24 protein-coding genes and 1 tRNA gene are annotated in these 21399 nt (G+C 68.8%); 7 read left to right on the top strand and 18 right to left on the bottom strand.

Annotated elements, in window-relative coordinates:
• Positions 1–10 precede the first annotated feature (10 nt).
• Positions 11–1090 carry a DMT family transporter gene (locus tag ABQ271_RS06580; RefSeq protein ID WP_076707873.1) on the bottom strand — a complete coding sequence of 360 codons (1080 nt, stop codon included), beginning with the start codon at positions 1088–1090 and terminating at the stop codon, positions 11–13.
• A gap of 41 nt (positions 1091–1131) precedes the next feature.
• On the opposite strand from ABQ271_RS06580, the gene def reads away from it, so the two are divergent.
• The gene (gene def, locus ABQ271_RS06575; protein WP_349310676.1) at positions 1132–1698 is read left to right on the top strand and encodes a peptide deformylase; all 567 of its coding nucleotides are present in this window, start codon (positions 1132–1134) and stop codon (positions 1696–1698) included.
• Positions 1699–1708: 10 nt separating this feature from the next.
• On the top strand, positions 1709–2098 hold the full coding sequence (locus ABQ271_RS06570) for an ester cyclase (protein WP_349310675.1): 390 nt from the start codon (positions 1709–1711) through the stop codon (positions 2096–2098).
• On the opposite strand, the gene ABQ271_RS06565 is transcribed toward ABQ271_RS06570, so the two are convergent.
• A complete protein-coding gene (locus ABQ271_RS06565) occupies positions 2088–2483 on the bottom strand; it encodes a DUF4406 domain-containing protein (protein ID WP_349310674.1) in 396 nt (131 codons plus the stop codon). The two genes, ABQ271_RS06570 and ABQ271_RS06565, sit on opposite strands and share 11 nt — an antisense overlap.
• Positions 2484–2529: 46 nt before the next feature.
• Here ABQ271_RS06565 and ABQ271_RS06560 point away from each other — a divergent pair, with 46 nt between their 5' ends.
• A complete protein-coding gene (locus ABQ271_RS06560) occupies positions 2530–3282 on the top strand; it encodes a DeoR/GlpR family DNA-binding transcription regulator (protein ID WP_349310673.1) in 753 nt (250 codons plus the stop codon).
• Positions 3283–3413: 131 nt separating this feature from the next.
• On the opposite strand, the gene ABQ271_RS06555 is transcribed toward ABQ271_RS06560, so the two are convergent.
• The 5 genes from ABQ271_RS06555 to dusB all read right to left on the bottom strand — a co-directional run bounded on the left by ABQ271_RS06555 (position 3414) and on the right by dusB (position 8767).
• Positions 3414–3489: transfer RNA gene (locus ABQ271_RS06555), tRNA-Asn, on the bottom strand.
• A gap of 61 nt (positions 3490–3550) precedes the next feature.
• Positions 3551–4318, bottom strand: a complete 768-nt coding sequence (locus tag ABQ271_RS06550) for an ATP-binding cassette domain-containing protein (protein ID WP_349310672.1) — start codon at positions 4316–4318, stop codon at positions 3551–3553.
• Positions 4319–4387: 69 nt separating this feature from the next.
• Positions 4388–6238, bottom strand: a complete 1851-nt coding sequence (gene dnaG, locus ABQ271_RS06545; protein WP_349310671.1) for a DNA primase — start codon at positions 6236–6238, stop codon at positions 4388–4390.
• Positions 6238–7635, bottom strand: a complete 1398-nt coding sequence (locus ABQ271_RS06540) for a deoxyguanosinetriphosphate triphosphohydrolase (protein ID WP_349310670.1) — start codon at positions 7633–7635, stop codon at positions 6238–6240. The genes dnaG and ABQ271_RS06540 overlap by 1 nt, the downstream gene beginning before the upstream one ends.
• Complete coding sequence (dusB, locus tag ABQ271_RS06535; protein ID WP_349310669.1) at positions 7607–8767, bottom strand: tRNA dihydrouridine synthase DusB; 1161 nt, start codon at positions 8765–8767, stop codon at positions 7607–7609. Before dusB ends, ABQ271_RS06540 begins: the two co-directional genes overlap by 29 nt.
• A 63-nt stretch (positions 8768–8830) precedes the next feature.
• On the opposite strand from dusB, the gene ABQ271_RS06530 reads away from it, so the two are divergent.
• Positions 8831–9325, top strand: coding sequence for a glutathione peroxidase (locus ABQ271_RS06530; RefSeq protein ID WP_349310668.1), 495 nt, complete (start codon positions 8831–8833; stop codon positions 9323–9325).
• 62 nt (positions 9326–9387) lie between these two features.
• Here the strand turns inward: ABQ271_RS06530 and ABQ271_RS06525 are convergent, their stop codons facing one another.
• Positions 9388–10065, bottom strand: coding sequence for a DsbA family oxidoreductase (locus ABQ271_RS06525; protein ID WP_349310667.1), 678 nt, complete (start codon positions 10063–10065; stop codon positions 9388–9390).
• 60 nt (positions 10066–10125) lie between these two features.
• On the opposite strand from ABQ271_RS06525, the gene ABQ271_RS06520 reads away from it, so the two are divergent.
• A complete protein-coding gene (locus ABQ271_RS06520; protein ID WP_349310666.1) occupies positions 10126–10692 on the top strand; it encodes an AAA family ATPase in 567 nt (188 codons plus the stop codon).
• Between the two features lie 4 nt (positions 10693–10696).
• Here the strand turns inward: ABQ271_RS06520 and ABQ271_RS06515 are convergent, their stop codons facing one another.
• Both ABQ271_RS06515 and recO read right to left on the bottom strand, forming a co-directional pair.
• Positions 10697–11503 carry an isoprenyl transferase gene (locus tag ABQ271_RS06515; RefSeq protein WP_349310665.1) on the bottom strand — a complete coding sequence of 269 codons (807 nt, stop codon included), beginning with the start codon at positions 11501–11503 and terminating at the stop codon, positions 10697–10699.
• Complete coding sequence (recO, locus tag ABQ271_RS06510) at positions 11500–12228, bottom strand: DNA repair protein RecO (RefSeq protein ID WP_349310664.1); 729 nt, start codon at positions 12226–12228, stop codon at positions 11500–11502. The genes ABQ271_RS06515 and recO overlap by 4 nt, the downstream gene beginning before the upstream one ends.
• A 35-nt stretch (positions 12229–12263) precedes the next feature.
• Between recO and ABQ271_RS06505 the strand changes: the two genes are divergently transcribed.
• A complete protein-coding gene (locus ABQ271_RS06505; protein WP_349310663.1) occupies positions 12264–12950 on the top strand; it encodes a TRIC cation channel family protein in 687 nt (228 codons plus the stop codon).
• A 15-nt stretch (positions 12951–12965) separates the two neighbouring features.
• On the opposite strand, the gene leuA is transcribed toward ABQ271_RS06505, so the two are convergent.
• Positions 12966–14726 carry a 2-isopropylmalate synthase gene (leuA, locus tag ABQ271_RS06500; RefSeq protein ID WP_349310662.1) on the bottom strand — a complete coding sequence of 587 codons (1761 nt, stop codon included), beginning with the start codon at positions 14724–14726 and terminating at the stop codon, positions 12966–12968.
• A 186-nt stretch (positions 14727–14912) separates the two neighbouring features.
• Between leuA and ABQ271_RS06495 the strand changes: the two genes are divergently transcribed.
• Positions 14913–15539, top strand: coding sequence for a hypothetical protein (locus ABQ271_RS06495; RefSeq protein WP_349310661.1), 627 nt, complete (start codon positions 14913–14915; stop codon positions 15537–15539).
• 16 nt (positions 15540–15555) lie between these two features.
• On the opposite strand, the gene ABQ271_RS06490 is transcribed toward ABQ271_RS06495, so the two are convergent.
• The 7 genes from ABQ271_RS06490 to ABQ271_RS06460 are packed head-to-tail and all read right to left on the bottom strand — an operon-like array spanning position 15556 to position 21398.
• Positions 15556–16485 (bottom strand): NADP-dependent oxidoreductase, encoded by a 930-nt coding sequence (locus ABQ271_RS06490; protein WP_349310660.1) that lies wholly within the window; start codon positions 16483–16485, stop codon positions 15556–15558.
• A gap of 38 nt (positions 16486–16523) precedes the next feature.
• Positions 16524–17420 (bottom strand): GTPase Era, encoded by an 897-nt coding sequence (gene era, locus ABQ271_RS06485; RefSeq protein WP_349310659.1) that lies wholly within the window; start codon positions 17418–17420, stop codon positions 16524–16526.
• A complete protein-coding gene (locus ABQ271_RS06480; RefSeq protein WP_349310658.1) occupies positions 17417–18733 on the bottom strand; it encodes a hemolysin family protein in 1317 nt (438 codons plus the stop codon). Before ABQ271_RS06480 ends, era begins: the two co-directional genes overlap by 4 nt.
• A complete protein-coding gene (gene ybeY, locus ABQ271_RS06475; protein ID WP_349310657.1) occupies positions 18730–19197 on the bottom strand; it encodes an rRNA maturation RNase YbeY in 468 nt (155 codons plus the stop codon). Before ybeY ends, ABQ271_RS06480 begins: the two co-directional genes overlap by 4 nt.
• Complete coding sequence (locus ABQ271_RS06470) at positions 19194–20222, bottom strand: PhoH family protein (RefSeq protein ID WP_349310867.1); 1029 nt, start codon at positions 20220–20222, stop codon at positions 19194–19196. The genes ybeY and ABQ271_RS06470 overlap by 4 nt, the downstream gene beginning before the upstream one ends.
• Positions 20223–20268: 46 nt before the next feature.
• Positions 20269–20616 (bottom strand): HIT domain-containing protein, encoded by a 348-nt coding sequence (locus ABQ271_RS06465; protein WP_349310656.1) that lies wholly within the window; start codon positions 20614–20616, stop codon positions 20269–20271.
• A 44-nt stretch (positions 20617–20660) separates the two neighbouring features.
• A complete protein-coding gene (locus ABQ271_RS06460; RefSeq protein ID WP_349310655.1) occupies positions 20661–21398 on the bottom strand; it encodes a 16S rRNA (uracil(1498)-N(3))-methyltransferase in 738 nt (245 codons plus the stop codon).
• Position 21399: the final 1 nt, after the last annotated feature.

The following is a 21399-nucleotide window of genomic DNA, read 5'->3' as shown; positions in this document are numbered from 1 at the left end:
GGAGACGAGCTTATCGCCCGCGCCGATCCTCGTCCTTCACGGGCGGTTCCGGCCAGACCTTCGATACTGCTTCGGTGAGACGGACGGATCCCGTCGACGGACGCTTGCCGTCGGCGGCATCCCCACTTCCCCGCTGGATCGGGATCTCCTGGCTCTCGCTGACCACCTGCGGGTGGTAGCGCGCGAGCTGGAAGACGCCGGTGACGGCGAGAGCGCCGGCAATCGCGAAACCGATGTACGCCCCGAGTGGTGCACCACGCGCCTCGTCGAGGATGGCGAGACCGATGATGATCGCGACGATGGGGTCGATCACCGTGAGCCCGGCGATGACGAGGTCGGGCGGACCGGACGAGTACGCGGTCTGCACGAAGTAGGCGCCCATCGCCGTGCCGGCGAGAAGCGCGACGATGCAGAGGACCGTCAGCCACTCGAAGTCGCCGTTCGCGATCCGGTTGATGATGACCTTCGCGAGCGTCGCGACGAAACCGTAGACGACGCCCGCGGCCACGATGTAGAACAGTGCCCGCATCCGCTTGCGCAGTGTGACCCACAGGGCGGCGAGGACCACCACGACGCCCAAGAGGATCCACAGAACGGTCAGCAACTGTCCGTCACTGATCGGACGCTCGGTCGCATACAGCGCGGCGACCGTGACGAAGATGAAGATGCCGCCGACGCAGAGTGCGATCGAGGTGATGGACCGACGCGTCGGCTTGTGCCCGCTGATGCGCGCGTTCAGCAGCGTCGTGATGACGAGCGAGATGGCGCCGATGGGCTGGACGAGGATGAGCGGCGCGAACGACAGCGCCGCCAGCTGACAGAGGATCGCGAGGCCCAGCATGACGGTGCCGAGCACCCAGGACGGACGCGTGAGTAGTCGCACGAGCTGACCACCGGTGAGGCCGGACACCCCGGCCTGTGCCGTCAGCTTCTCGACCTTCTGCACGCCGCGGTGCTGGTACTGCGCGCCGAACGACATGAAGACAGCGCCGACCACCGCGAGGGGGATGCCGACCAGGATCGCCGGATTCTGGAACACGCCCACCAGTTCATCGGTGAGATCGTTGATCGTCGTCCCGGGGAGAATCACGCCTCGACGATACCCGCCGCGCGGCTCGTTAGGCTTCTGACGTGGCCGTACTTCCGATTCGCATCATGGGCGAACCCGTCCTCCATTCCGTCGCCGCTCCCGTCGCTGAGGTGACGGACGACATCCGCACGCTCGTCGCCGACATGTTCGAGACGATGGACACGGCGCCCGGTGTGGGTCTCGCTGCCCCCCAGGTGGGCGTGGGGCTCCGCATCTACACGTACTCGTATCAGGACGACGAGGGTGAGCCCTGGCGAGGCGTCATCCTCAACCCGGAGCTGTGGATGTCGCCGCCGGAGCCCGGCGAGCCCGACCCCGACGACGAATCCGAGGGATGCCTGTCGTTCCCCGGCGAGCGGTTCCCTCTCCGCCGCGCCGATGAGGTCATGGTCACCGGCACCGACCTCGACGGCGGGCACGTCGAGATCCGCGTGGACGGGTGGCGTGCCCGCATCATGCAGCACGAGTTCGATCACCTCAACGGCATCCTCTACATCGATCGGCTATCCGACTCCGACTGGAAGACGGCGCAGAAGATCGCCCGCAAGCGCGGGTGGGGAAAGCCCGGACAGAGCTGGATGCCGGGCCTCGACGACCTCGACGCCTGAGGCCTGACTCGTGGAACCGTGGGAGCTGCACGGGTGGTTCGAGGAGTACCTCGACGCGTGCAACCGTCACGACCTCGAGGCGGTGCGCGAGCTCCTCGACCCCGGAGTCCGGCGCGCCCACCTGCCCGGTGGGGCCGATGCGTGGATCGAGGACCTGGCGGACCTCTTCCACGGCTTCCCCGACTGGCGGTGGAAGACGATCCAGGTGGTCGCGGAGGAGGACCGCGTCGCCGCTCACCTCCGAGCCGGCGGCACGCACACGGGCCCGTGGCGCGGCGTCGCTGCGACCCGTCGACACGTCAACGTCGCCGAGTTCCAGTTCCTGCGGATCAGCGCATATCGCGTCGTGGCAGCGAGCGGTTCCGGCGATGCCGAGATCCGCGCGCAACTCACCGGCTGATCTCCGGCATCCGCGGGATCTCGGCGATCGTGGAGTACACCGGGAGGCCGCGTTCGCGGGCGATCGCGACGTCCTGATCGGCACCCCGCGACCCGCCGGGCAGCCTCAGGACGGCGTCGCAGTGCTGGAGCAGGCGCTGCGCGGTCGGGTACATGACCTCCGTCGCCAGCGGATCGAGCGGACCATGTCCCCCCGCGCTCCTGAGCACGGGAAGCGCCACCCATTCGCCGATCATCGGAATGTGACCGGCCGCGAAGATCGGCCACGCGGCCTCTTCGAGGCGCTCGAGGTTCCGCTGCATGAGGGCGGGGTCTCCCCCGGTGCCGGATGCGTAGGGACCGGCGATGAGAATGAGCAGCGGGCGGGACGGCGTGGGAGATGTCATACCCGCTACAGTAGACATAAACATGCACAAACGTGAAGGATCATGAATGCTCGCCGCCGCTCGTAAACAGTTGCTGCTGACCCGACTCCGAACGGACGGACGAATCGTGGCGAAGGAGCTCGCTGCGGAGTTGGGCCTCTCCGAGGACAGCATCCGTCGGGATCTTCGTGAACTGGATGCCGCCGGTCTGGCTGTCCGGGTGTACGGCGGCGCACTGCCCGCTTCCCCTGCCGTGGCGGACTACGGCACTCGCGCGTCGGTCGCCACCGACAGCAAGACCCGTGTGGCGCGCCGCGCCGCGGAGCTCATCGAGCCTGGCAGCACGGTGATCATCGACGGCGGCACGACGGCCCTCGCGACCGTCCGAGAGCTCGACCCCGACAGAGAATGCACGATCATCACGCATAGCCCGACGGTGGCGGCGGCCCTCCTGTCGCATCGAGCCGAGGTGATCATCCTCGGCGGTCGCCTCTTCAAGCACTCGGCGGTCGCATCCGGTGCCGCCGCCGTAGAAGCCGCTCAGTCGATCAGCGCCGACCGCTTCCTGCTCGGGGTCACCGGAATCCACCCCGAGGCCGGCCTGACGACCGGCGACGCCGATGAAGCGGCGATGAAGCGCGCGCTCGCCGGCCGGGCCAGCGAGACATTCGTCCTGGGCAGCGCAGAGAAGGTCGGGGCCGCTTCGCGCTATCTGATCCTGCCGCTCGATGCGGTAGCCGGGATCGTCGTCGACAGAGAAGCGGAAGACGCCGAGACCGTCGGGGAACTCGAGCGACGGGGCGTCAACATCCTGCGCTGATCGGATCCCCGGTCAGGGCAGCGACCGGCTCGGCGGCGACAGCACGGGCGCGGTCGGTGCTGCTGCGAATCACGCATCGCGTGGTGCGCCGGAAACGCGAAACCCCCGGATGAACCGGGGGTTTCGGGGTATGGCTCCCCGGCTTGGACTCGAACCAAGAACCTATCGGTTAACAGCCGATTGCTCTGCCAATTGAGCTACCGAGGATCAGTCACCCGTGACCGGGCAACCACACAATCGTAGCAAAGCCCGAGGGGTGCTCGTGACATCAGCCACCGATGCGGGTCGCCTCATCGGGCGTCCACCGCACGTCATCCAGACGGGAGCCGACCCCCACGGGATGACCCTCGCGCAACACGAGGACTTGGGCGTCGAGATCGGTCACGAGCTCCCGCTCATTGGTGACCACGAGCAGTGCCATTCCGCCCGTCGTCCGCCGACGCAGCGCGTCGCGCACCGCGGGACGGACGTCGACGTCGAGGTTGGCGTAGGGCTCGTCTGCGATCAACACCTGCGGATCCAGCACGAGGCTGCGGGCGATCGCGACTCGTTGACGCATGCCGGAGCTCAGTTCGTAGGGAAACTTCTCGGAGGCGCCGATCGGCAGTTGCAGCTCGTCCAGGAGCGAGGCGACGCGGAGGGCGAGCGCGCGCTGATTGACCTTGCGGTCGCGAGCGGTGATCGGTTCCGCGACGATATCGGAGATCGTCAGCCGCGACGGCAGTGCCGAATTCACGCCCTGCCCCAGGTGGCCCGTCCGATAGCTCCGGATGCGGCCCGCACGCCCCCGCGCCCGCAATGACACCCCGGCGACCTCTCCGGTTCCGCCGACGACGCGCAGGTCGCGATGGTCGGCACCTGCGAGACATGACGCGAGGCTCGACTTCCCCGACCCTGTCGCCCCCATGACGGCGATCGTCTCACCGGGCAGCACGCGGAACGACACCCCGTCGACGACGCGCGTGTCGGCCGAGGCGCGAGCGATGGACAGATCCGAACAGAAGATCGCGGCATCCGGATCGGTCACTCGAGGCATGCGGTCCATCCTCTCCGCTCCCGCCTGCGGACGCCAGTCGGGCCGAGTCGCAGATGAGGTATCGGCGTCTCAGACGAGTTCGGCGAGAGTCCGTCGCCGCTGATCCAGGTCGCGGAGCGCCACACGCACCGAGCGACCCTCCTCGGACTCCGCGGACACCCGCTGGACCGCTCCGAGAAGTTCCGCCTTCTCGCGGTCGATCGCGCGAAGGCGCAGGCGGAGGCACAGTGCGCGGGCGGACGCCTTCGCCTCGATCTCCGTGAGAGCCGGGAACGACGCGGTCAACAGCTCCGCCGCCAACCCCCGGTAGGGCTCGCGGGTGGCATCCACCGCCGCCGTCGACCAGCCCACACGGGAGCGATCCGGCTGAGCGACGACCGCCTGGCGGACGGTCTCCAGAGCCGGGTGCTCCATGGGAATCTGGAGTGCGGCATCCACCTCATCGGCGTCGAGTACGTGCCCGTACTGCAGCACGCCCATCAGCGCGTCGCGCTCGAGTGTGACGCTTGCTGTTCGCGGCAACGTCGCCACCGACACCCGGACGGATGCCTGCGTCTCGTCCGTCGTCTCCGCGGCAGCGGGCCCTCGCCCGCGGGGCGCCTGACTCCCCCGCGCGGCCCGCTCGACGGCTGGCGTCACCTCGCTGAGGTCCATCCCGAGCTTGCGGGCGAGCACGCGCGTGTACCCGGGGCGGAGCGACGGGTCGCGAATCTCCGCCACGATGGGGGCAGCCGCCCGCAGCGCACCGACGCGACCCTCGACGCTGCGCAGATCGAAGCCGGCGAGCTTCTGATCGATCACGAACTCGAACATCGGCGCTTTCGCGTCCATCAGGGCGCGCACGGCACCGTCGCCGCGGTTGAGCCGCAGATCGCACGGGTCGAGCCCGTCCGGCGCGACCGCGACGTAGGTCTGCGCGGCGAATCGCTTCTCGTCGGCGAAGGCGCGCAGCGCGGCCTTCTGGCCCGCGGCATCCGGGTCGAACGTGAAGATGACCTCGCCCGCCGCGCTGTCATCCCCCAACACCCGACGGAGCACGGTGATGTGGTCCGAACCGAAGGCGGTACCGCAGGTGGCGATCGCCGTCGTGATGCCCGCGAGGTGGCACGCCATGACGTCGGTGTACCCCTCGACGACGACGACACGGTGCGAGCGAGAGACGTCCTTCTTCGCGAGGTCGAGCCCGTAGAGGACCTGCGCCTTCTTGTAGATGGGCGTCTCGGGGGTGTTCAGGTACTTCGGGCCCTGATCGTCGTCATAGAGCTTGCGCGCACCGAAGCCGATCGTCTGTCCGGTGAGGTCACGGATCGGCCACACGACGCGACCGCGGAAACGGTCGTAGACGCCACGCTGTCCCTGCGAGACGAGTCCCGCCGTGGCGAGCTCCTCATCCGTGAACCCCTGCGCACGGAGCGCATCGCGCATGTTGTTCCAGCCCTTGGGGGCGTAACCGACCCCGAAATGCGCAGCGGCTCCCGCATCGAAACCCCGCTCGCCGAGGAACCGACGACCGGTTTCGGCCTCGGCCGTCGCCAGCTGTGTGCGGAAGTACTCCGCGGCCGCTGTGTTCGCCTGGTAGAGCCGGGTGCGCCCGCTGGTCTCGGGTGCAGCACCGCCGTCCTCGTAGTGCAGCTGATACCCGATGCGCGCCGCGAGACGCTCGACCGCCTCCGTGAACGACAGGTGATCCATCGCGCGGAGGAACGAGTAGACATCGCCCGACTCGCCGCATCCGAAGCAGTGGTAGTAGCCGGCCTGCGGACGGACGTTGAAGCTCGGGCTCCGCTCATCGTGGAACGGACACAGGCCCTTCATCGAGCCGACACCGGCAGACTTCAGCGCGACCCGCTCGCCGACGATGTCGACGATGTTGGTCCGCGCCTTGACCTCGTCGACGTCCGCCTGCCGGATGCGCGCCATCAGAGGCCTTCGATCGGCTCAGGGAGCGCGTACCCGGGGTTCGCGGCGGCACGCGACCCGGCCGGCCACAGTCCCAGTTCGCGGAGATCGACGGGACCGACGAGCGCCGCGTGCCACTCGATCGCGAAGCGGTCGGTCAGGGTCGCGACCTGGTCGACGACGACGCGCTTGCGCTCGGCATCCGTCGTCGCGGCCGCGAAGTCGACGGCGTGGACGCGGTCGAGATTCTCGGGTCGCTCGAGCAGAGCCGATGCCAGGCGCTTGAGCACACGACGCTGCTCCTTGTAGAGCCCCTTGCGTCCGTCGATCGACACGACGAACGCACCGATGGTGCCCTTGAGCACCGCCATCTCGGCCTCGATGACGCGGGGCACCATCATCCGACCGCGGTATCGCGTCAGCGCGGGGGTGTCGTAGTGCTCCCGCGTCGCCGACGTCGCCGCGCGCGCGAAGCGTCCGATGAAATCGGAGGTGAGGTTCTTCAACCGACCCACCGACGCGCGAGTGCCGTCGAACTCGGTCATCCACTCCGGGAGCCGCACCAGACGGTACAGCGCATCGGCGAGCTCATCGCGGCTGAAGCCGAGGCCCACCCACGCTTGGATCGCCGTCAGGAGCGACTCACGCTCGCGGGGGTCGGCCAGGCGGCGAGGATCGAGGTATCCGTTGAGAACAGCATCTTCGAAGTCGTGCACGGAGTACGCGATGTCGTCGGAGAGATCCATGACCTCGGCCTCGATGCACCGCACCCGGCCGGGGGCACCCTGGCGCATCCAGTGGAAGACGGCCTCGTCCTCGGCGTAGACCCCGAACTTCTGCCGGCCGCCGGGATCGGGGATCGCGTGATCCGCAGTCCACGGGTACTTGCAGGTGGCGTCGAGGCTCGCCCGGGTCAGGTTGAGTCCGAAGCTCTCGCCGTCGTCGTCGACGACCTTCGGCTCGAGCCGCGCGAGGATGCGGAGCGACTGCGCGTTGCCCTCGAACCCCCCGATGTCCTCGGCCCAGTCGTTGAGGGCGCGTTCGCCGTTGTGCCCGAACGGCGGATGCCCGAGGTCGTGACTCAGGCAGGCGGTGTCGACGACGTCGGGCGACAGCTCGAGTGCGATCGCGAGCTCGCGACCCACCTGGGCGACCTCGAGCGAGTGCGTGAGGCGGTTCCGCGCGAAATCGTCGGGGCTGGCCGGGCTCAGAACCTGCGTCTTCGCGGCGAGACGCCGGAAGGCCGCGGAGTGGAGCACGCGAGCACGGTCGCGGGCGAACCCGTCTCGAAGGGATCGGTGCCGCTCCGGGTGGAACCGCTCGGCGTCGTGGTCGTCGTAGCCCGTGGGACGACCGGCGGCGATGCCCACGCTCGCTCCGGTCACCGTCTCAGCCGCCACTGGTGTCGAGCTCCGCATCGGCGAGGGCGGTGGATGCCGCGTGCCCGATCTCCCGCGAGTCGAGCCAGCCGTCGGGCAGAGCCGGACGCTTCGGCGTTCCGGCGCGGCCGCGCTGGCCTTCTGCCGCGGCGCCCGGGTAGGGCGCGTCGAGGTCGAGGGTCGCAAGCAGCTCGTCGATCTCGTCGAGGCTCGACGCCGTCGCCAGCTTTGCCCGGAGGTCTCCCCCGACGGGGTACCCCTTGAAGTACCACGCGACGTGCTTACGGATGTCGCGGCAGCCGCGGTCCTCGCTCTCGAAGAACTCGACGAGGAGCTCCGCGTGGCGGCGGAACGCGGAGGCGACAAAGCCGAGGGTCGCATCGACCGGGTCTGCCGCGTGGCCGGTGCCGAGTTCGCGCGCGAGGTCGCCGAAGAGCCAGGGACGGCCGAGGCATCCGCGTCCGACCACGACACCGTCGCATCCGGTCTCTGCCATCATTCGACGGGCGTCCTCTGCCGACCAGATGTCGCCGTTGCCGAGGACCGGCACGCTCGTGACCGTCTCCTTCAGCTTCGCGATCGCGGACCAATCGGCGTGCCCGGAGTAGAACTCGGACGCGGTGCGGGCGTGGAGCGCGACGGCAGCGACACCGGCGCCCTCGGCGATCCGGCCCGCCTCGAGGTACGTCAGGTGATCCGAATCGATCCCCTTCCGCATCTTCACCGTGAGGGGAACGGCACCCGCCGCCTTCGCAGCGCGCTCGACGATCTCGCGGAAGAGCTCCGTCTTCCACGGCAGTGCGGCGCCGCCGCCCTTGCGGGTCACCTTCGGCACGGGGCAGCCGAAGTTGAGGTCGACGTGATCGGCGTGGTCCTCCTCGACGATGATGCGGACCGCGGCTTCGACGGTCGCCGGATCGACGCCGTAGAGCTGGATCGAACGCGGAGTCTCGGACTCGTGGTGGCGGATGAGGCGCATCGTCGTGGCGTTGCGCTCGACGAGGGCGCGGGTCGTGATCATCTCGCTCACGTAGAGGCCGGCGCCGTACTCGCGGCAGAGGCGACGGAACGCCGTGTTCGTGATTCCCGCCATGGGCGCCAGCACGACGGGTGCGTCGAGGGTGATGGGCCCGATGCGCAGCGGCGCGGGGGGTGCGAGGGTCGTGGACATATCCTTCACATTCTCCCAGACGGCGAGCGCATCGGGCATCCGCCCGCGCCTTATCGTGGAGACATGACCGAGATCCCCCCTCTTCGCGACATCCCGTTCGTCACTGCCTACGGGAAGGAGGCGACCCTCGGCGAGTTCGGCGACAAGGCGTTCCTCATCGTGAACGTCGCATCCAAGTGCGGGCTCGCACCGCAGTACGAGCAGCTCGAGGAGCTGCAGCGCCAGTACGGCGACCGCGGCCTGCAGGTCATCGGCTTCCCCTGCAACCAGTTCATGGGTCAGGAGCCCGGGTCGATGGAGGAGATCCTCGACTACTGCGCCGTCAACTGGGGCATCACCTTCCCCATCATGGACAAGGTCCGCGTCAACGGGTCGAGCGCCGCTCCCCTGTACAAGGCCCTCAAGAAGACCCCGAACGCCGAGCGGGCGAAGGGTCCGGTCATGTGGAACTTCGAGAAGTTCCTCGTCACTCGCGACGGCGAGCTGCACCGTTTCCGCCCGCAGACGAAGCCGAACGAGCCCGAGGTCATCAGCGCGATCGAGAGCGCTCTCGCCTGACTCCCCCGCGAATGACGAAGGCCGCACCCCGACACCGGGATGCGGCCTTCGTTCTTCTCAGGTCAGTTGGCGGCGGGTGCTTCCGCACGCTCGGCCCACACCTGGCGGGCGATCTGCGCGAACGCGGCGGCGGGCTGAGCACCGCTGACGCCGTACTTGCCGTCGATGACGAAGAACGGGACGCCCTGGATGCCGTAGGCCTGGGCCTGCGCCTGGTCGGCGCGTACGGCCTCGAGGTAGCGGCCCGACTCGAGTGCCTCGCGAGCGGCCTCGCGGTCGAGACCCGCCTCGGCGGCGAGGTCAGCCAGGTCGTCGACGCGGCCGACGTGACGGCCCTCGGTGAAGTAGGCCGACATCAGACGCTCGGTCATCTCCTTCTGCATTCCCTGCTCTTTGGCGAAGTGCAGCAGCTCGTGAGCCTTCACCGTGTTGGTGTGCTTCAGGATGTCGAATCGGTAGCCGAGGCCGGCGTCGGCGGCGACGCCCGTCACGCGCTCGAGCATCTGCTCGACCTGGTCCGCCGGCATCCCCTTGTAGTGGGAGAGGAAGTCGATCTCCGTACCTTCGAAGTCGACGGGGGTGTCAGGAGACAACTCGTACGAGTGGAAGGTCACCTCCACCCGGGGAGCGTCGGCATCCGTCGCCACCTCCGCCAGGCCGGTCTCGAGGTTTCTTTTTCCGATGTAGCACCACGGGCAGGCGATATCGCTCCACACGTCGATCTTGATGGGGTCCGTCACATCGCGTGCAACGTCCAGCTGCCCTCGCGGTATTCCCCGCGCCGCTCCTAGGCTGGTGGGATGCTCTCGGCAGACGACCCGCTCCCGTTCGCCCCTCGCCGCATCGTGATCGCCGGGACGACCGGCGTCGGGAAGTCAACCCTCGCCCGTCGCCTCGCCGAGCTGTGGGAGCTGGAGTACACCGAGCTCGATTCGCTCTTCCACGGCGCGGGGTGGACGCAGCGGCCGGAGTTCCTCGACGACGTCCGTCGGGTGGCGGACGTCGACCGCTGGGTGTCGGAGTGGGGCTACTTCAGCTCGGGCGGCGGCCAGCTCCTCGGCGCGCGAGCGGACCTCGCCGTGTGGCTCGACTTCCCCCGCCGGATCGCCCGCACGCGGCTGCTGCGTCGCACGCTCCGTCGCCGCATCCGCCGCGAGCGTCTCTGGAACGACAACGTCGAACCGCCGCTCTGGACGGTCCTCAGCGACCCCGATCACATCCTCCGGTGGGAGATGCGCACGCACGGCACCTGGAAGAAGCGGATGCCGGTCGTCGCCGCCGAGTACGACCTCACCGTCGTCCGGATCACCCATCCCCGCGACCTGGAGCGCTGGCTCGAGGGACCCGCCGCGGCGGTCGCCCGCTGACCGCTCAGCCGGCGGTGGGGGCGTCCTGGGCACCGCCGAAGCGGCGGTCGCGCGAGAGGTAGAGGTCGATGGCCTGCCACAGGTTCGTGCGCGAGAAGTCTGGCCACAGCGTGTCGAGGAACACCATCTCGGCGTACGCGGCCTGCCACAGCAGGAAGTTCGACGTGCGCTGCTCGCCGCTCGAACGCACGAACAGGTCGACGTCGGGCATCTCGGGCACGTAGAAGTGACGCCGCAGGGTCTTCTCGGTGATCGCGGACGGCTTGAGGCGCCCCTTCGCGATCTCCTCACCCATCGACCGCATCGCGTCGATGATCTCGTGGCGACCGCCGTAGTTGACGCACATGGTGAGGGTGAGCCCGGTGTTGTCGCGGGTGAGCTCCTCGGCGTACTGGAGCTCCTTGATGACAGACCCCCAGAGGCGGGGCTTCCGGCCCGCCCAGCGGATGCGGACGTCCCACTCGTTGAGCTGGTCGCGCCGCCGGTGCAGCACATCGCGGTTGTAGCCCATGAGGAAGCGCACCTCCTCGGGTGAGCGCACCCAGTTCTCGGTCGAGAACGCATACACGCTGAGGTGTCGAACGCCCGCCTGGATCGCGCCGGCGACGACGTCCAGCAGCACCTCCTCCCCCGCTCGGTGCCCCTCGATGCGGGTGAGCCCGCGGCGGTTCGCCCAGCGGCCGTTGCCGTCCATCACGATCGCGACGTGACCGGGGACCGACCCCTTCGGGAACTCCGGCGGGTACACGCCGGTCCAGTCGAGGGGGCGATACGGCACCGCGTCGCGATGCGTGTAGGGCTTGGGACTCACCGAGGCGCCTCCAGGTGGGACAGGGAACGGATGCCTCGTTCAGTGTGCCACTGCGCGTACGCGGCGATGAGACCCGACGATGCCGCCGTCGCGCCGTGGGATGCGGCATCCACCTGGTCCCACTCCCCCGCGAGCAGCGCGCGCATGAGGTCCCCCGTCTCGGGGCTGACCCGCGGCGAGCCGGCGGGAGCGCACGCGGAGCAGACGATGCCCCCGAGCTGTGCGACGAACCAGTCGTGCGGTCCGGGAGCGCCGCACCGGGCGCACTCCCGCAGCGACGGCGCCCACCCCGACAGGGACATGACGCGCAGCAGGTAGCTGTCGAGGACGGACCGCGGCGCGTGATCACCACGGGCGAGAGCGCGCAGGCCACCGACGAGGAGCAAGTACTGCTGCGGGGTCGTCTCGGCCTCATTGAGGCGATCAGCGGTCTCGGACATCGCCGACGCCGCCGTGTAGCGGTCGTAGTCGGTCGCGATGTCGGCGCCGTAGGCCCCGAGCGACTCGGCCTGCTGCACGATGTCGAGCGAACGGCCCTTGTACATCTGGACGTCCGCGACCATGAACGGCTCGAGCCGGGCGCCGAACTTCGACGACGTGCGACGCACGCCCTTCGCGACCGCGCGAACCTTGCCGTTGCGACGGCTCAGCAGAGTCAGGATGCGGTCCGCCTCCCCCAACTTGTGGGTGCGTAGGACCACGACCTCGTCGCGGTATGTGGGCACCCATCGATTATCCCGCGACGGGGGACAATGAAGGCGTGACCGAGCCGCAGTTCCTCATCCCCCTCTGGGCAGACCTCACCGCCGTCGGCCTCGGCGGCGTGCAGGGAGCCCTTTTCGCCTCCGGGTTCCAGGGGCAGCGGCGACTCGACCTCCTGGGGGTCGCGATCATCGGCGTCGTCATGGGGCTCGGCGGCGGCATGATCCGCGACCTCCTGCTCGGGACGACCCCCGCCGCCCTCCTGAGCAACTGGTACCTGCTGACCGTCACGGGTGCGGCTCTCGTCGGGATGCTGCTCGCGAACCTCTTCCAGCGGCTCAACACCGTCATCGTCGTCCTCGATGCGATCGCGATCGGCATGTTCGGCGCGTTCGGCACCACGAAGGCGCTCGCATCCGGACTGCCCCCGATTCCCGCCGTCTTCGTGGGCGTGTGCGCAGCGGTCGGCGGCGGACTTCTCCGCGACGTGTTCATGGGGCTCCCCGTCGCCGTCATGCACGTGAGCTCGCTCTACGCGGTCGCCGCGGCGGTGGGCTGCGCTGTCCTGGCCGTGCTGGCCGTCGTCGAGGTCGCCGCCGTCCCCGCGGCGATCACCTGCATCGCGGTGACCGCCGTAATCCGGGTCCTCGCCGTCGTGTTCGACATCTCGCTGCCGGAGCAGCGCGCGCTCTACCGGCGGAAGGTCGCCGTCGAGACCTCGACGATTCCCATCATCAAGCCCTGACGGCGACCAGCCCGGTCAAACGCTCGCGAGCTCGCCCGCGTGGGTGCGGCTGCGGATCGCGCGGTTCACTGCCGAGACGATCGCCTTGAGGCTCGCCGTCGAGATGTCGCCGTCGATGCCGACGCCCCACAGGCGCTGATCCTCGACCTGCAACTCGACGTAGGCGGCCGCGTGCGCGTCGCCACCCGCCCCCAGTGTGTGCTCGACGTAGTCGTACAGCGAGATGTCGAAACCGCGCTCACCGAGCACCTTGAGAAAGGCCGCGATCGGACCGTTTCCGCCACCGGTGGCCGCGACGCGCTCGTCCCCGTCGCGCAGAGTGACCTCGAGGGCCACATCACCCGACATGTCGCTCTGCGTCCGGGTGGAAAGCAGTTCGAAGCGCCCCCACTTCTCGTCCGCGGCCGACGCGGGCAGGTACTCGTCGGAGAAGATCGACCAGATCTGACCGCTCGAGACCTCGCCGCCCTCGGCATCCGTCTTCGCCTGCACGACGCCGGAGAACTCGATCTGCAGCTTGCGGGGCAGATCGAGCGCGTGGTCGGTCTTCAACAGGTACGCGACGCCGCCCTTGCCGGACTGCGAGTTGACGCGGATGACGGCTTCATAGGACCGGCCCAGGTCCTTCGGGTCGATCGGCAGGTACGGGACAGCCCACTCGATCTCGTCGACGCTGACGCCCTGCGCGGTCGCGCGGGCCTCCATCGCCTCGAAGCCCTTCTTGATCGCATCCTGGTGCGAGCCGCTGAAGGCCGTGAAGACCAGGTCGCCCGCCCAGGGGCTCCGCTCGGGGACCGGCAGCTGGTTGCAATACTCGGCGGTCCGCTTGACGTGATCGATGTCGCTGAAGTCGATCTGCGGGTCGATGCCCTGGGTCAGCAGGTTGATGCCGAGGGCGACCAGGTCGACGTTTCCGGTGCGCTCGCCGTTGCCGAAGAGGCATCCTTCGATGCGGTCGGCACCGGCCATGTAGCCGAGTTCCGCAGCGGCGATCGCCGTGCCGCGGTCGTTGTGCGGGTGCAGCGACAGGATGACGTTCTCGCGGTGTGCGAGGTGACGGCTCATCCACTCGATCGAGTCGGCGTAGACGTTCGGCGTCGCCATCTCGACGGTCGCCGGCAGGTTGATGATGACCTTGCGGTCAGGAGTCGGCTCGAAGACCTCGATCACCTGGTTGCAGACGTCGACCGCGAACTCCAGCTCGGTACCGGTGTAGCTCTCGGGCGAGTACTCGTAGTAGACGGCCGTCTCGGGGATCGTCTTCTCGTACTCGCGGCACAGGCGCGCGCCTTCGAGGGCGATGTCGATGATGCCCTGCTGGTCGGTACGGAAGACGACCTCCCGCTGCAGAACGCTCGTGGAGTTGTACAGGTGGACGATCGCCTGCTTGGCACCGGCGATGGACTCGTAGGTGCGCTTGATGAGGTGGTCACGGGCCTGCGTCAACACCTGGATCGTGACGTCGTCGGGGATGACGTCGTCCTCGATCAGCTGGCGGACGAAGTCGAAGTCCGTCTGGCTCGCGCTCGGGAACCCGACCTCGATCTCCTTGTAACCCATCTTCACGAGCAGCTCGAACATGACGCGCTTGCGCTCCGGGCTCATCGGATCGATGAGGGCCTGGTTGCCGTCGCGCAGGTCGACCGCGCACCAGCGGGGGGCGACGTGGATGCGCTTCGTGGGCCACGTGCGATCGGGCAGCTCGACCCGAATCTGCTCGTGGTACGGGCGGTACTTGTGGATCGGGGCGCCGGAGGGCTTCTGGTTGTTTCGCATGATGGGTGCTTCTTCTCTCGTCACTGGTGCGGACCCACGACAACCTCCGCGACGAGTTGGTCCTAGATCGAGGACTCGTCGCGGCGACGAAGAAGGAGGCCGCAGAAGCGCATACCGACACGTTACACCTCCGCCCGTGACGGTCGACATCTGAGACGGATGCCGCGGCGCCGACACTCCCCGGGCATGATGCACCGTCGCTCCGCCGCCGTTCTCCTCACCGGCGCCGTTCTCCTGCTCACGTCCTGCGCTGCCACGGCCGAAGCCGGCGGTGACGCAGCCCCTCCCGGTGCGGCGCTCGCTGCGCTCACGCCGGAGAACCCGACCGGCGAGGTCATCTCTCAGGGGATGGTCCTCGACAACGGGACCACGGTCGAACTGTGCCTCGGCGCGGTGGCTGAATCCGCGCCTCCGCAGTGCAGCGGCATCCCGCTCGCAGGATGGTCGTGGGACGGCCTCGATGACGCCGTCTCGTCCGGCGGCGCGACCTGGAACACCTACGCGGTCTCCGGCACCTTCGACGGCGACACCCTCACGGTGACGCGCACGCCGATTCCCCTCGCGCTCTTCGATCCGATTGCGGCGGCTGATCCGACGAAGGGGAAGCCCGGAAAGGCGTCAGTAGCCGACGTGACATCGATCCAGTCGACGATTCCCGACGCGATCGGCGACGCTTTTTTCGGCGCGTCAGAACAAGACGGGTGGGTGTTCGCCGATGTCGTCTGGGACGACGGCACGTGGCAGAAGGCAGCCGATCAGGACTTCGGCGCGGGCAAAGTGATCATCCGCTCCGCGCTGAAACCCGTCGGCTGATCGGCGACGGTCCTCGTCACGGCAGCAGGGCGAGTTTGCCGCCGGGGTGACCTTCCATGAGGAAGCGCGCCGCCTCCACCGCATCCGCGAACGGATACGTGCGGGCGACGGGGACCTCGAGGAGGCCCCGAGCCGCGAGGTCCACGAGGTCGCCGCGCACGGCGTCGCGGAACGCGGCGCTCGCGGGCAGCATCCCGCCGATGGCGACGATCCCGTGCGCCTCGAGGTCCCGGCGCACGATCGTGATGATGCGCGTTCGGTCCGCGACGAGCTCGAGCGATGCGTCGATCGCCTCATCGGTCCCCACGCCGTCGAGAGCCGCGACGAAGGGGGCACCACCCGCGGCATCCTTCGCCCGCTCGACGAGTCCCGGGCCGTAGGTGATCGGGATGCCGCCGTATCGACGCACCACGTCGGCGTTGCGTTCGCTCGCGGTTCCCACCACGCGCACGCCGCGGACGGCGGCCTGCTGCAGGAAGCTCACACCCACGGCGCCGGAGGCAGCGTGGAACAGAACCGTGTCGCCGCGCTCGGCTCGGCTGAGCTCCAGCAACTCCGCCGCCGTCGCTCCGGCGAGGAACAGGTTCGCCGCGGCCGGGTGATCGAGGTTCGCCGGCTTGGCGAACGCCTTCTCCGCCGAGATCGTGAGCTCGGTCGCGTATCCCCCGCTGAGACGGAAGGCGAGGACGGCGTCACCGATCGCCGCAGGCCCCGAGCCGATCACGGTGTCGGGGCCGATGGCGGTGATTTCTCCGGAGACTTCGTAGCCGATCGCGAAGGGGTACGACGCACCGGGACGCGTGGGGTACTTGACGTCCGCCGGATTCATGCCGATGGCGTGCACCCGGATCGTGACCTCTCCCGGCCCCGGAGCCGGAACCTCGACCCCACGGAGTTCCCACTCCGACAGTCCTTCCGGACCGTTCGCGAACCATGCCTGTGCCATGCGCTTGTCCTTCCGTGGAGAACCGACGTCGCCGCCGGTCAGAACCCGAGTCGACCCAGCTGCTTGGGGTCGCGCTGCCATTCCTTCGCGACGCGCACCCGGAGCGAGAGGAACACCCGCCCGCCGACCAGCGGCTCGATGCCGGCACGAGAACGCGCGCCGACGTCCTTGAGACGGGATCCGCCACGGCCGATGATGATGGCCTTCTGGCTGTCGCGTTCGACGACGATGTTCGCGTAGATGTCGGTGAGGTCGCTGTCCTCGCGGGGCGCCATGTCTTCGATGGTCACCGCGATGGAGTGCGGCAGTTCGTCACGCACACCGTCGAGGGCGGCCTCGCGGATGATCTCGGCAATGCGGTCCGAGATGCTCTCGTCCGTGACCATCCCCTCCGGGTAGAGCGGCGGCCCCTTCGGCATGAGCTTCAGGAGCTCGTCCGCGAGCACGTCGAGCTGGTCATCGGTCACGGCCGACAGCGGGATGACGGCGTCCCAGTCCTCGCGGAGGGCGTCGACCTCCATGAGCCGCTCGGTGATCTCCTCGCGGGACGCGATGTCGACCTTCGTGACGATGGCGATCTTCTTCGCCCGGCGATAGCCGTCGAGGGATGCCGCGATCCGCCGGTCTCCGGGGCCCACCTTCTCGGTAGCGGGGACGAGGAACCCGATGGCGTCGACGTCGCCGAGCACCTGATCAACGAGGTCGTTCAGTCGCTGACCGAGAAGCGTCCGCGGCTTGTGGATGCCGGGGGTGTCGACGATCACCAGCTGCCCGCCGGGGCGGTTGAGGATGCCGCGGATCGCCTTTCGGGTGGTCTGCGGCTTGTCGCTCGTGATGGCGACCTTCTCGCCGACGAGGGCGTTGGTCAGCGTGGATTTGCCGACATTGGGACGTCCGACGAACGTCACGAAACCGGAACGGTCGCTCACGGTCACTCCGATCCCCGCGAAACGCGGATCTCTCCGGTGGAATTGGTGGCCGGCTCCGGGTCCGGGGTTTCAGCGCGCTCGACGAACACCGTCGCGAGGCCGCGCCCGCGACCGAGTGACGTGCCGCCGGTCAGGACGAGGCCGCTGTGCTCGACACGGACACCGGGCACGGGCACGCTCCCGAGGGCCTTGCCGAACAGGCCGCCGATCGAGTCGACGTCGTCGTCTTCGAGTTCGATGCCGAAGAGGTCGCCGACCTCGTCGAGGCCGAGTCGAGTGCTCACGCGGAAGCGCCCGCCGCCGAGGTCCGAGACCTCGCTCGTGCGCAGGTCGTACTCGTCCGCGATCTCGCCGACGAGTTCCTCGATCAGGTCCTCGAGCGTGACGAGACCCGACACGCCGCCGTACTCGTCGACGACCATGCAGACGTGCACGGCTTCGCGCTTCATCTGCTGCAGCAGGCTCTCGGCGCGCATCGACTCGGGGACGAAGACGGCCGGTCGGGCGATCTGCGCGACGGGCACGCCGCGCCAGGCGGTCTCGTCCCGGTAGGCGAACTGCACGAGGTCCTTGAGGTAGACGACGCCCGTGATGTCGTCGGCCTCGCCGTCCGCGATCGGGATGCGCGAGACGCCGCGATCGAGGAACAGCGTCATCGCCTGCTGGGTGGTGGCCGCGGCATCCATCGTCACCATGTCGGTGCGCGGCACCATGACGGCGCGCACGAACCGGTCGGTGAAGTCGAAGACGGAGTGGATGAGGTCGCGGTCGTCGGCCTCGATGAGGTCCTGCGAGGCGGCCTCGTCGACCATGCTCAGCAGCTGCTCCTCCGAGGCGAAGGACGCACCGCGGTGGATGCCGGGGGTCAGCCGATCGCCGAGCAGCACGAGGAGGTGCGCGAGAGGTCCGAGCACGATGCGCGCGCCGCGGATGAGGCGTGCGCACACCCGGAGGAACCCCTTGGCGTGCTGCCGGCCCACGGCCCGAGGCGAGGCCCCGACGAGCACGAAGGATGCGACGGTCATGACGGCGACCGCGCCGAGCATCGCCCACCAGATGTTGTCGAAGACGAGCGTGAAGGCGACCGTCACGAGGACGGCGGCCGCCGTCTCGATGAGGATGCGGATGAAGACGACGGCCGTGCGGTGCGCGTCGGGATCGGCGGCGATCCGTCGCAGGCTCGCCCCCGATCGCGCCTCGTCGGCGAGGTCGACGAGGTCGGCGCGCGATGTGACGTCGAGCGCGGCCTCGAGCGATGCCATCAACCCGCCGAGGGCGACGAGGAGGACCGCTGCGACGAGGAGGAGTGTTTCGGTCATGCGCGCCGGCGGCGCTCACTCGAGTGGAACGCGCCGATGAGCTCCTTCTGCAGGCCGAACATCTCGCGCTCTTCCTCGGGCTCGGCGTGGTCGAAGCCGAGGAGGTGGAGGAGGCCGTGCGTCGTCAGGAGGATCAGCTCGTCCATCGTGGTGTGCTTCGCAGCCTGCGCCTGGGTCTCCGCGACCTGCGGGCACAGCACGATGTCGCCGAGGAGCCCGGGAGGCGTCGGCGACTCCTCTGTGCCGGGACGCAGCTCGTCCATCGGGAAGCTCAGCACGTCGGTCGGGCCGGGCTCGTCCATCCACTGCACGTGCAGCGCTTCCATCGCGCCCTCATCGACGAGGAGGATCGCAAGATCCGCGTCGGGGCTCACGTGGAGCTCGCCGAAGTTGTGCTCGGTCAGGCGCAGGAGGACGGTTTCGTCGACCTCGACGCCCGATTCGTTGGTGATCTCGATGGTCATGAAAGTCCTCGCTTGGGCTGTCGGTCTCGGGGGCCGGCAGGACGCAGCCCCGATCGGCGCTCGGCGCGGTTCGCGAATTCGCTCGCCTCGTCGCGCTCACGACGCGCCACGAGCTTCTCCTCGTCGTAGGCGGTGTAGGCGTCGACGATGCGCCCCACGAGCGTGTGGCGCACGACGTCGTCGCTCGTCAACCGCGCGAAGTGGATGTCGTCGATGTCCTTGAGGACGCGGGTCACGAGCCGCAGACCCGACGCGCCCTGCGGGAGGTCGACCTGCGTGATGTCGCCCGTGACGACCATCCGCGTGCCGAACCCGAGGCGCGTAAGGAACATCTTCATCTGCTCGGGCGTCGTGTTCTGCGCCTCGTCGAGCACGACGAAAGAATCGTTCAGCGTGCGGCCGCGCATGTACGCGAGCGGCGCGACCTCGATGGTGCCCGAGGCCATGAGTTTGGGGACCAGCTCCGGGTCCATCATCTCGTTGAGCGCGTCGTAGAGCGGGCGAAGGTAGGGATCGATCTTGTCGGTGAGCGTTCCCGGGAGGAAACCGAGCCGTTCGCCGGCTTCGACGGCAGGACGGGTCAGGATGATGCGGCTGACGTCCTTGCGCTGCAGCGCCTGCACGGCTTTCGCCATCGCCAAGTAGGTCTTGCCCGTTCCGGCGGGACCGATGCCGAAGACGATCGTGTTCTCCTCGATCGCGTCGACGTACTCCTTCTGACCGCGGGTCTTCGGCCGGATGACCTTGCCGCGCGACGACAGGATGGCCTCGCCGAGGACCTCGGAGGGGCGGACTCCGCTGTTCTCGCGAAGGATGCGGTTCGACTGCGTCACATCGCTCGGGTCGAGCCCCTGGCCGGCGCGTGCCATGCCGATCAACTCGTCGACGAGGTCCCGGGCTCGGGCCACGGCATCCTCGTCACCCGTCAGGGTGATCTCATTGCCACGAACGTGCACCTGCACGTCGGGGTGTTCGCGTTCCACGGTGCGCAGCAATCGGTCCTGCGGACCGAGCAACTGCACCATGGCGACACCGTCGGCGTAGATGTGCGCGACGGTGGGTTCGGCGCTGTCAGCCACCGAGGCTCCCTTCCGTGATTCCGCCGCCCAGCACGTGTGCGTGGACGTGGAACACGGTTTGTCCGGCGTCGGGGCCGGTGTTGAATACGAGTCTGAAGTCGCCGCCCGCGTGTTCGGCGGCGAGGCTGCTCGCGAGGCCGACGACCTCGGCGAGGAGGGCAGGATCGCCCGCGGCGAGCTCCACGACGTTCCGGTACTTCTCGGTCTTCGGGATCACGAGGAGGTGGACGGGAGCCTGCGGAGCGATGTCGCGGATCGCGAAGGCGTTGTCGGTCTCCGCGACGATCTCGGACGGGATCTCACCCTGGAGGATGCGGGTGAACACCGATGGCTCGCTCATCCTCCCAGTCTACTCAGCGCCTTCCCGCGCCGGTCGGGCTCGGCTCACCACCGGCCGAGCGTCGCGTTGACGACGGCGAGGGCGGCGGGGCCCGCGGTAGACGTGCGGAGAACGGTGTCGCCCAGCCGGACGAGCGTCGCCCCCGCCGCCTGCAGGGCGTCGAGTTCCTCGGGCGAGATCCCGCCTTCCGGACCGACGACGAGGATCACGTCGCTCGTGTCGGTGGGGTCGATCACGACACGGGAGAGAGCGACGGATGCCGTCGGTTCGAGCACCAGCATCCGCCTGCCGGAGGCGCGCACAGCCAGCTCGCGCGTCGTCACGGGTTGCTCGAGGTCGGCCAACCACGGTCGGTGGGCCTGCTTCGCCGCCTCGCGGGCGATCGACTCCCAGCGTGCGACGCCCTTCGCGACCTTCGCGCCTTCCCAGCGGGACACGGAGCGCGCGGCCTGCCACGGCACGATGGCGTCGACGCCGAGCTCGGTCGCCGCCTGGACCGCGAGCTCGTCGCGGTCCCCCTTCGCCAGCGCCTGGACGAGGACGGTGCGCGGCGAGGCCGCCTGCGTGTCGGTGCGCGAATCGATCTCGACTGCGACCTCCTTCGGCGAGGCGGCAGCGATGGTACCGGTCAGCCATGCCCCGCGACCGTCGCCGACGGTGACGCTCTCCCCCACCCGGACCCGCCGCACGGCCGCGGCGTGGTGAGCCTCAGCCCCGGTCAACCGGACGACGTCGCCCGGGCCGGAGCCGGCGGCATCCTCGATCAGGAAGTGGAGCGCCACG

This window comes from Microbacterium sp. MM2322 (assembly GCF_964186585.1).
Lineage (GTDB): Bacteria > Actinomycetota > Actinomycetes > Actinomycetales > Microbacteriaceae > Microbacterium.
The sequence above is the reverse complement of the archived record's forward strand: the minus strand, read 5'-3'. Positions and strand labels throughout refer to the sequence as shown.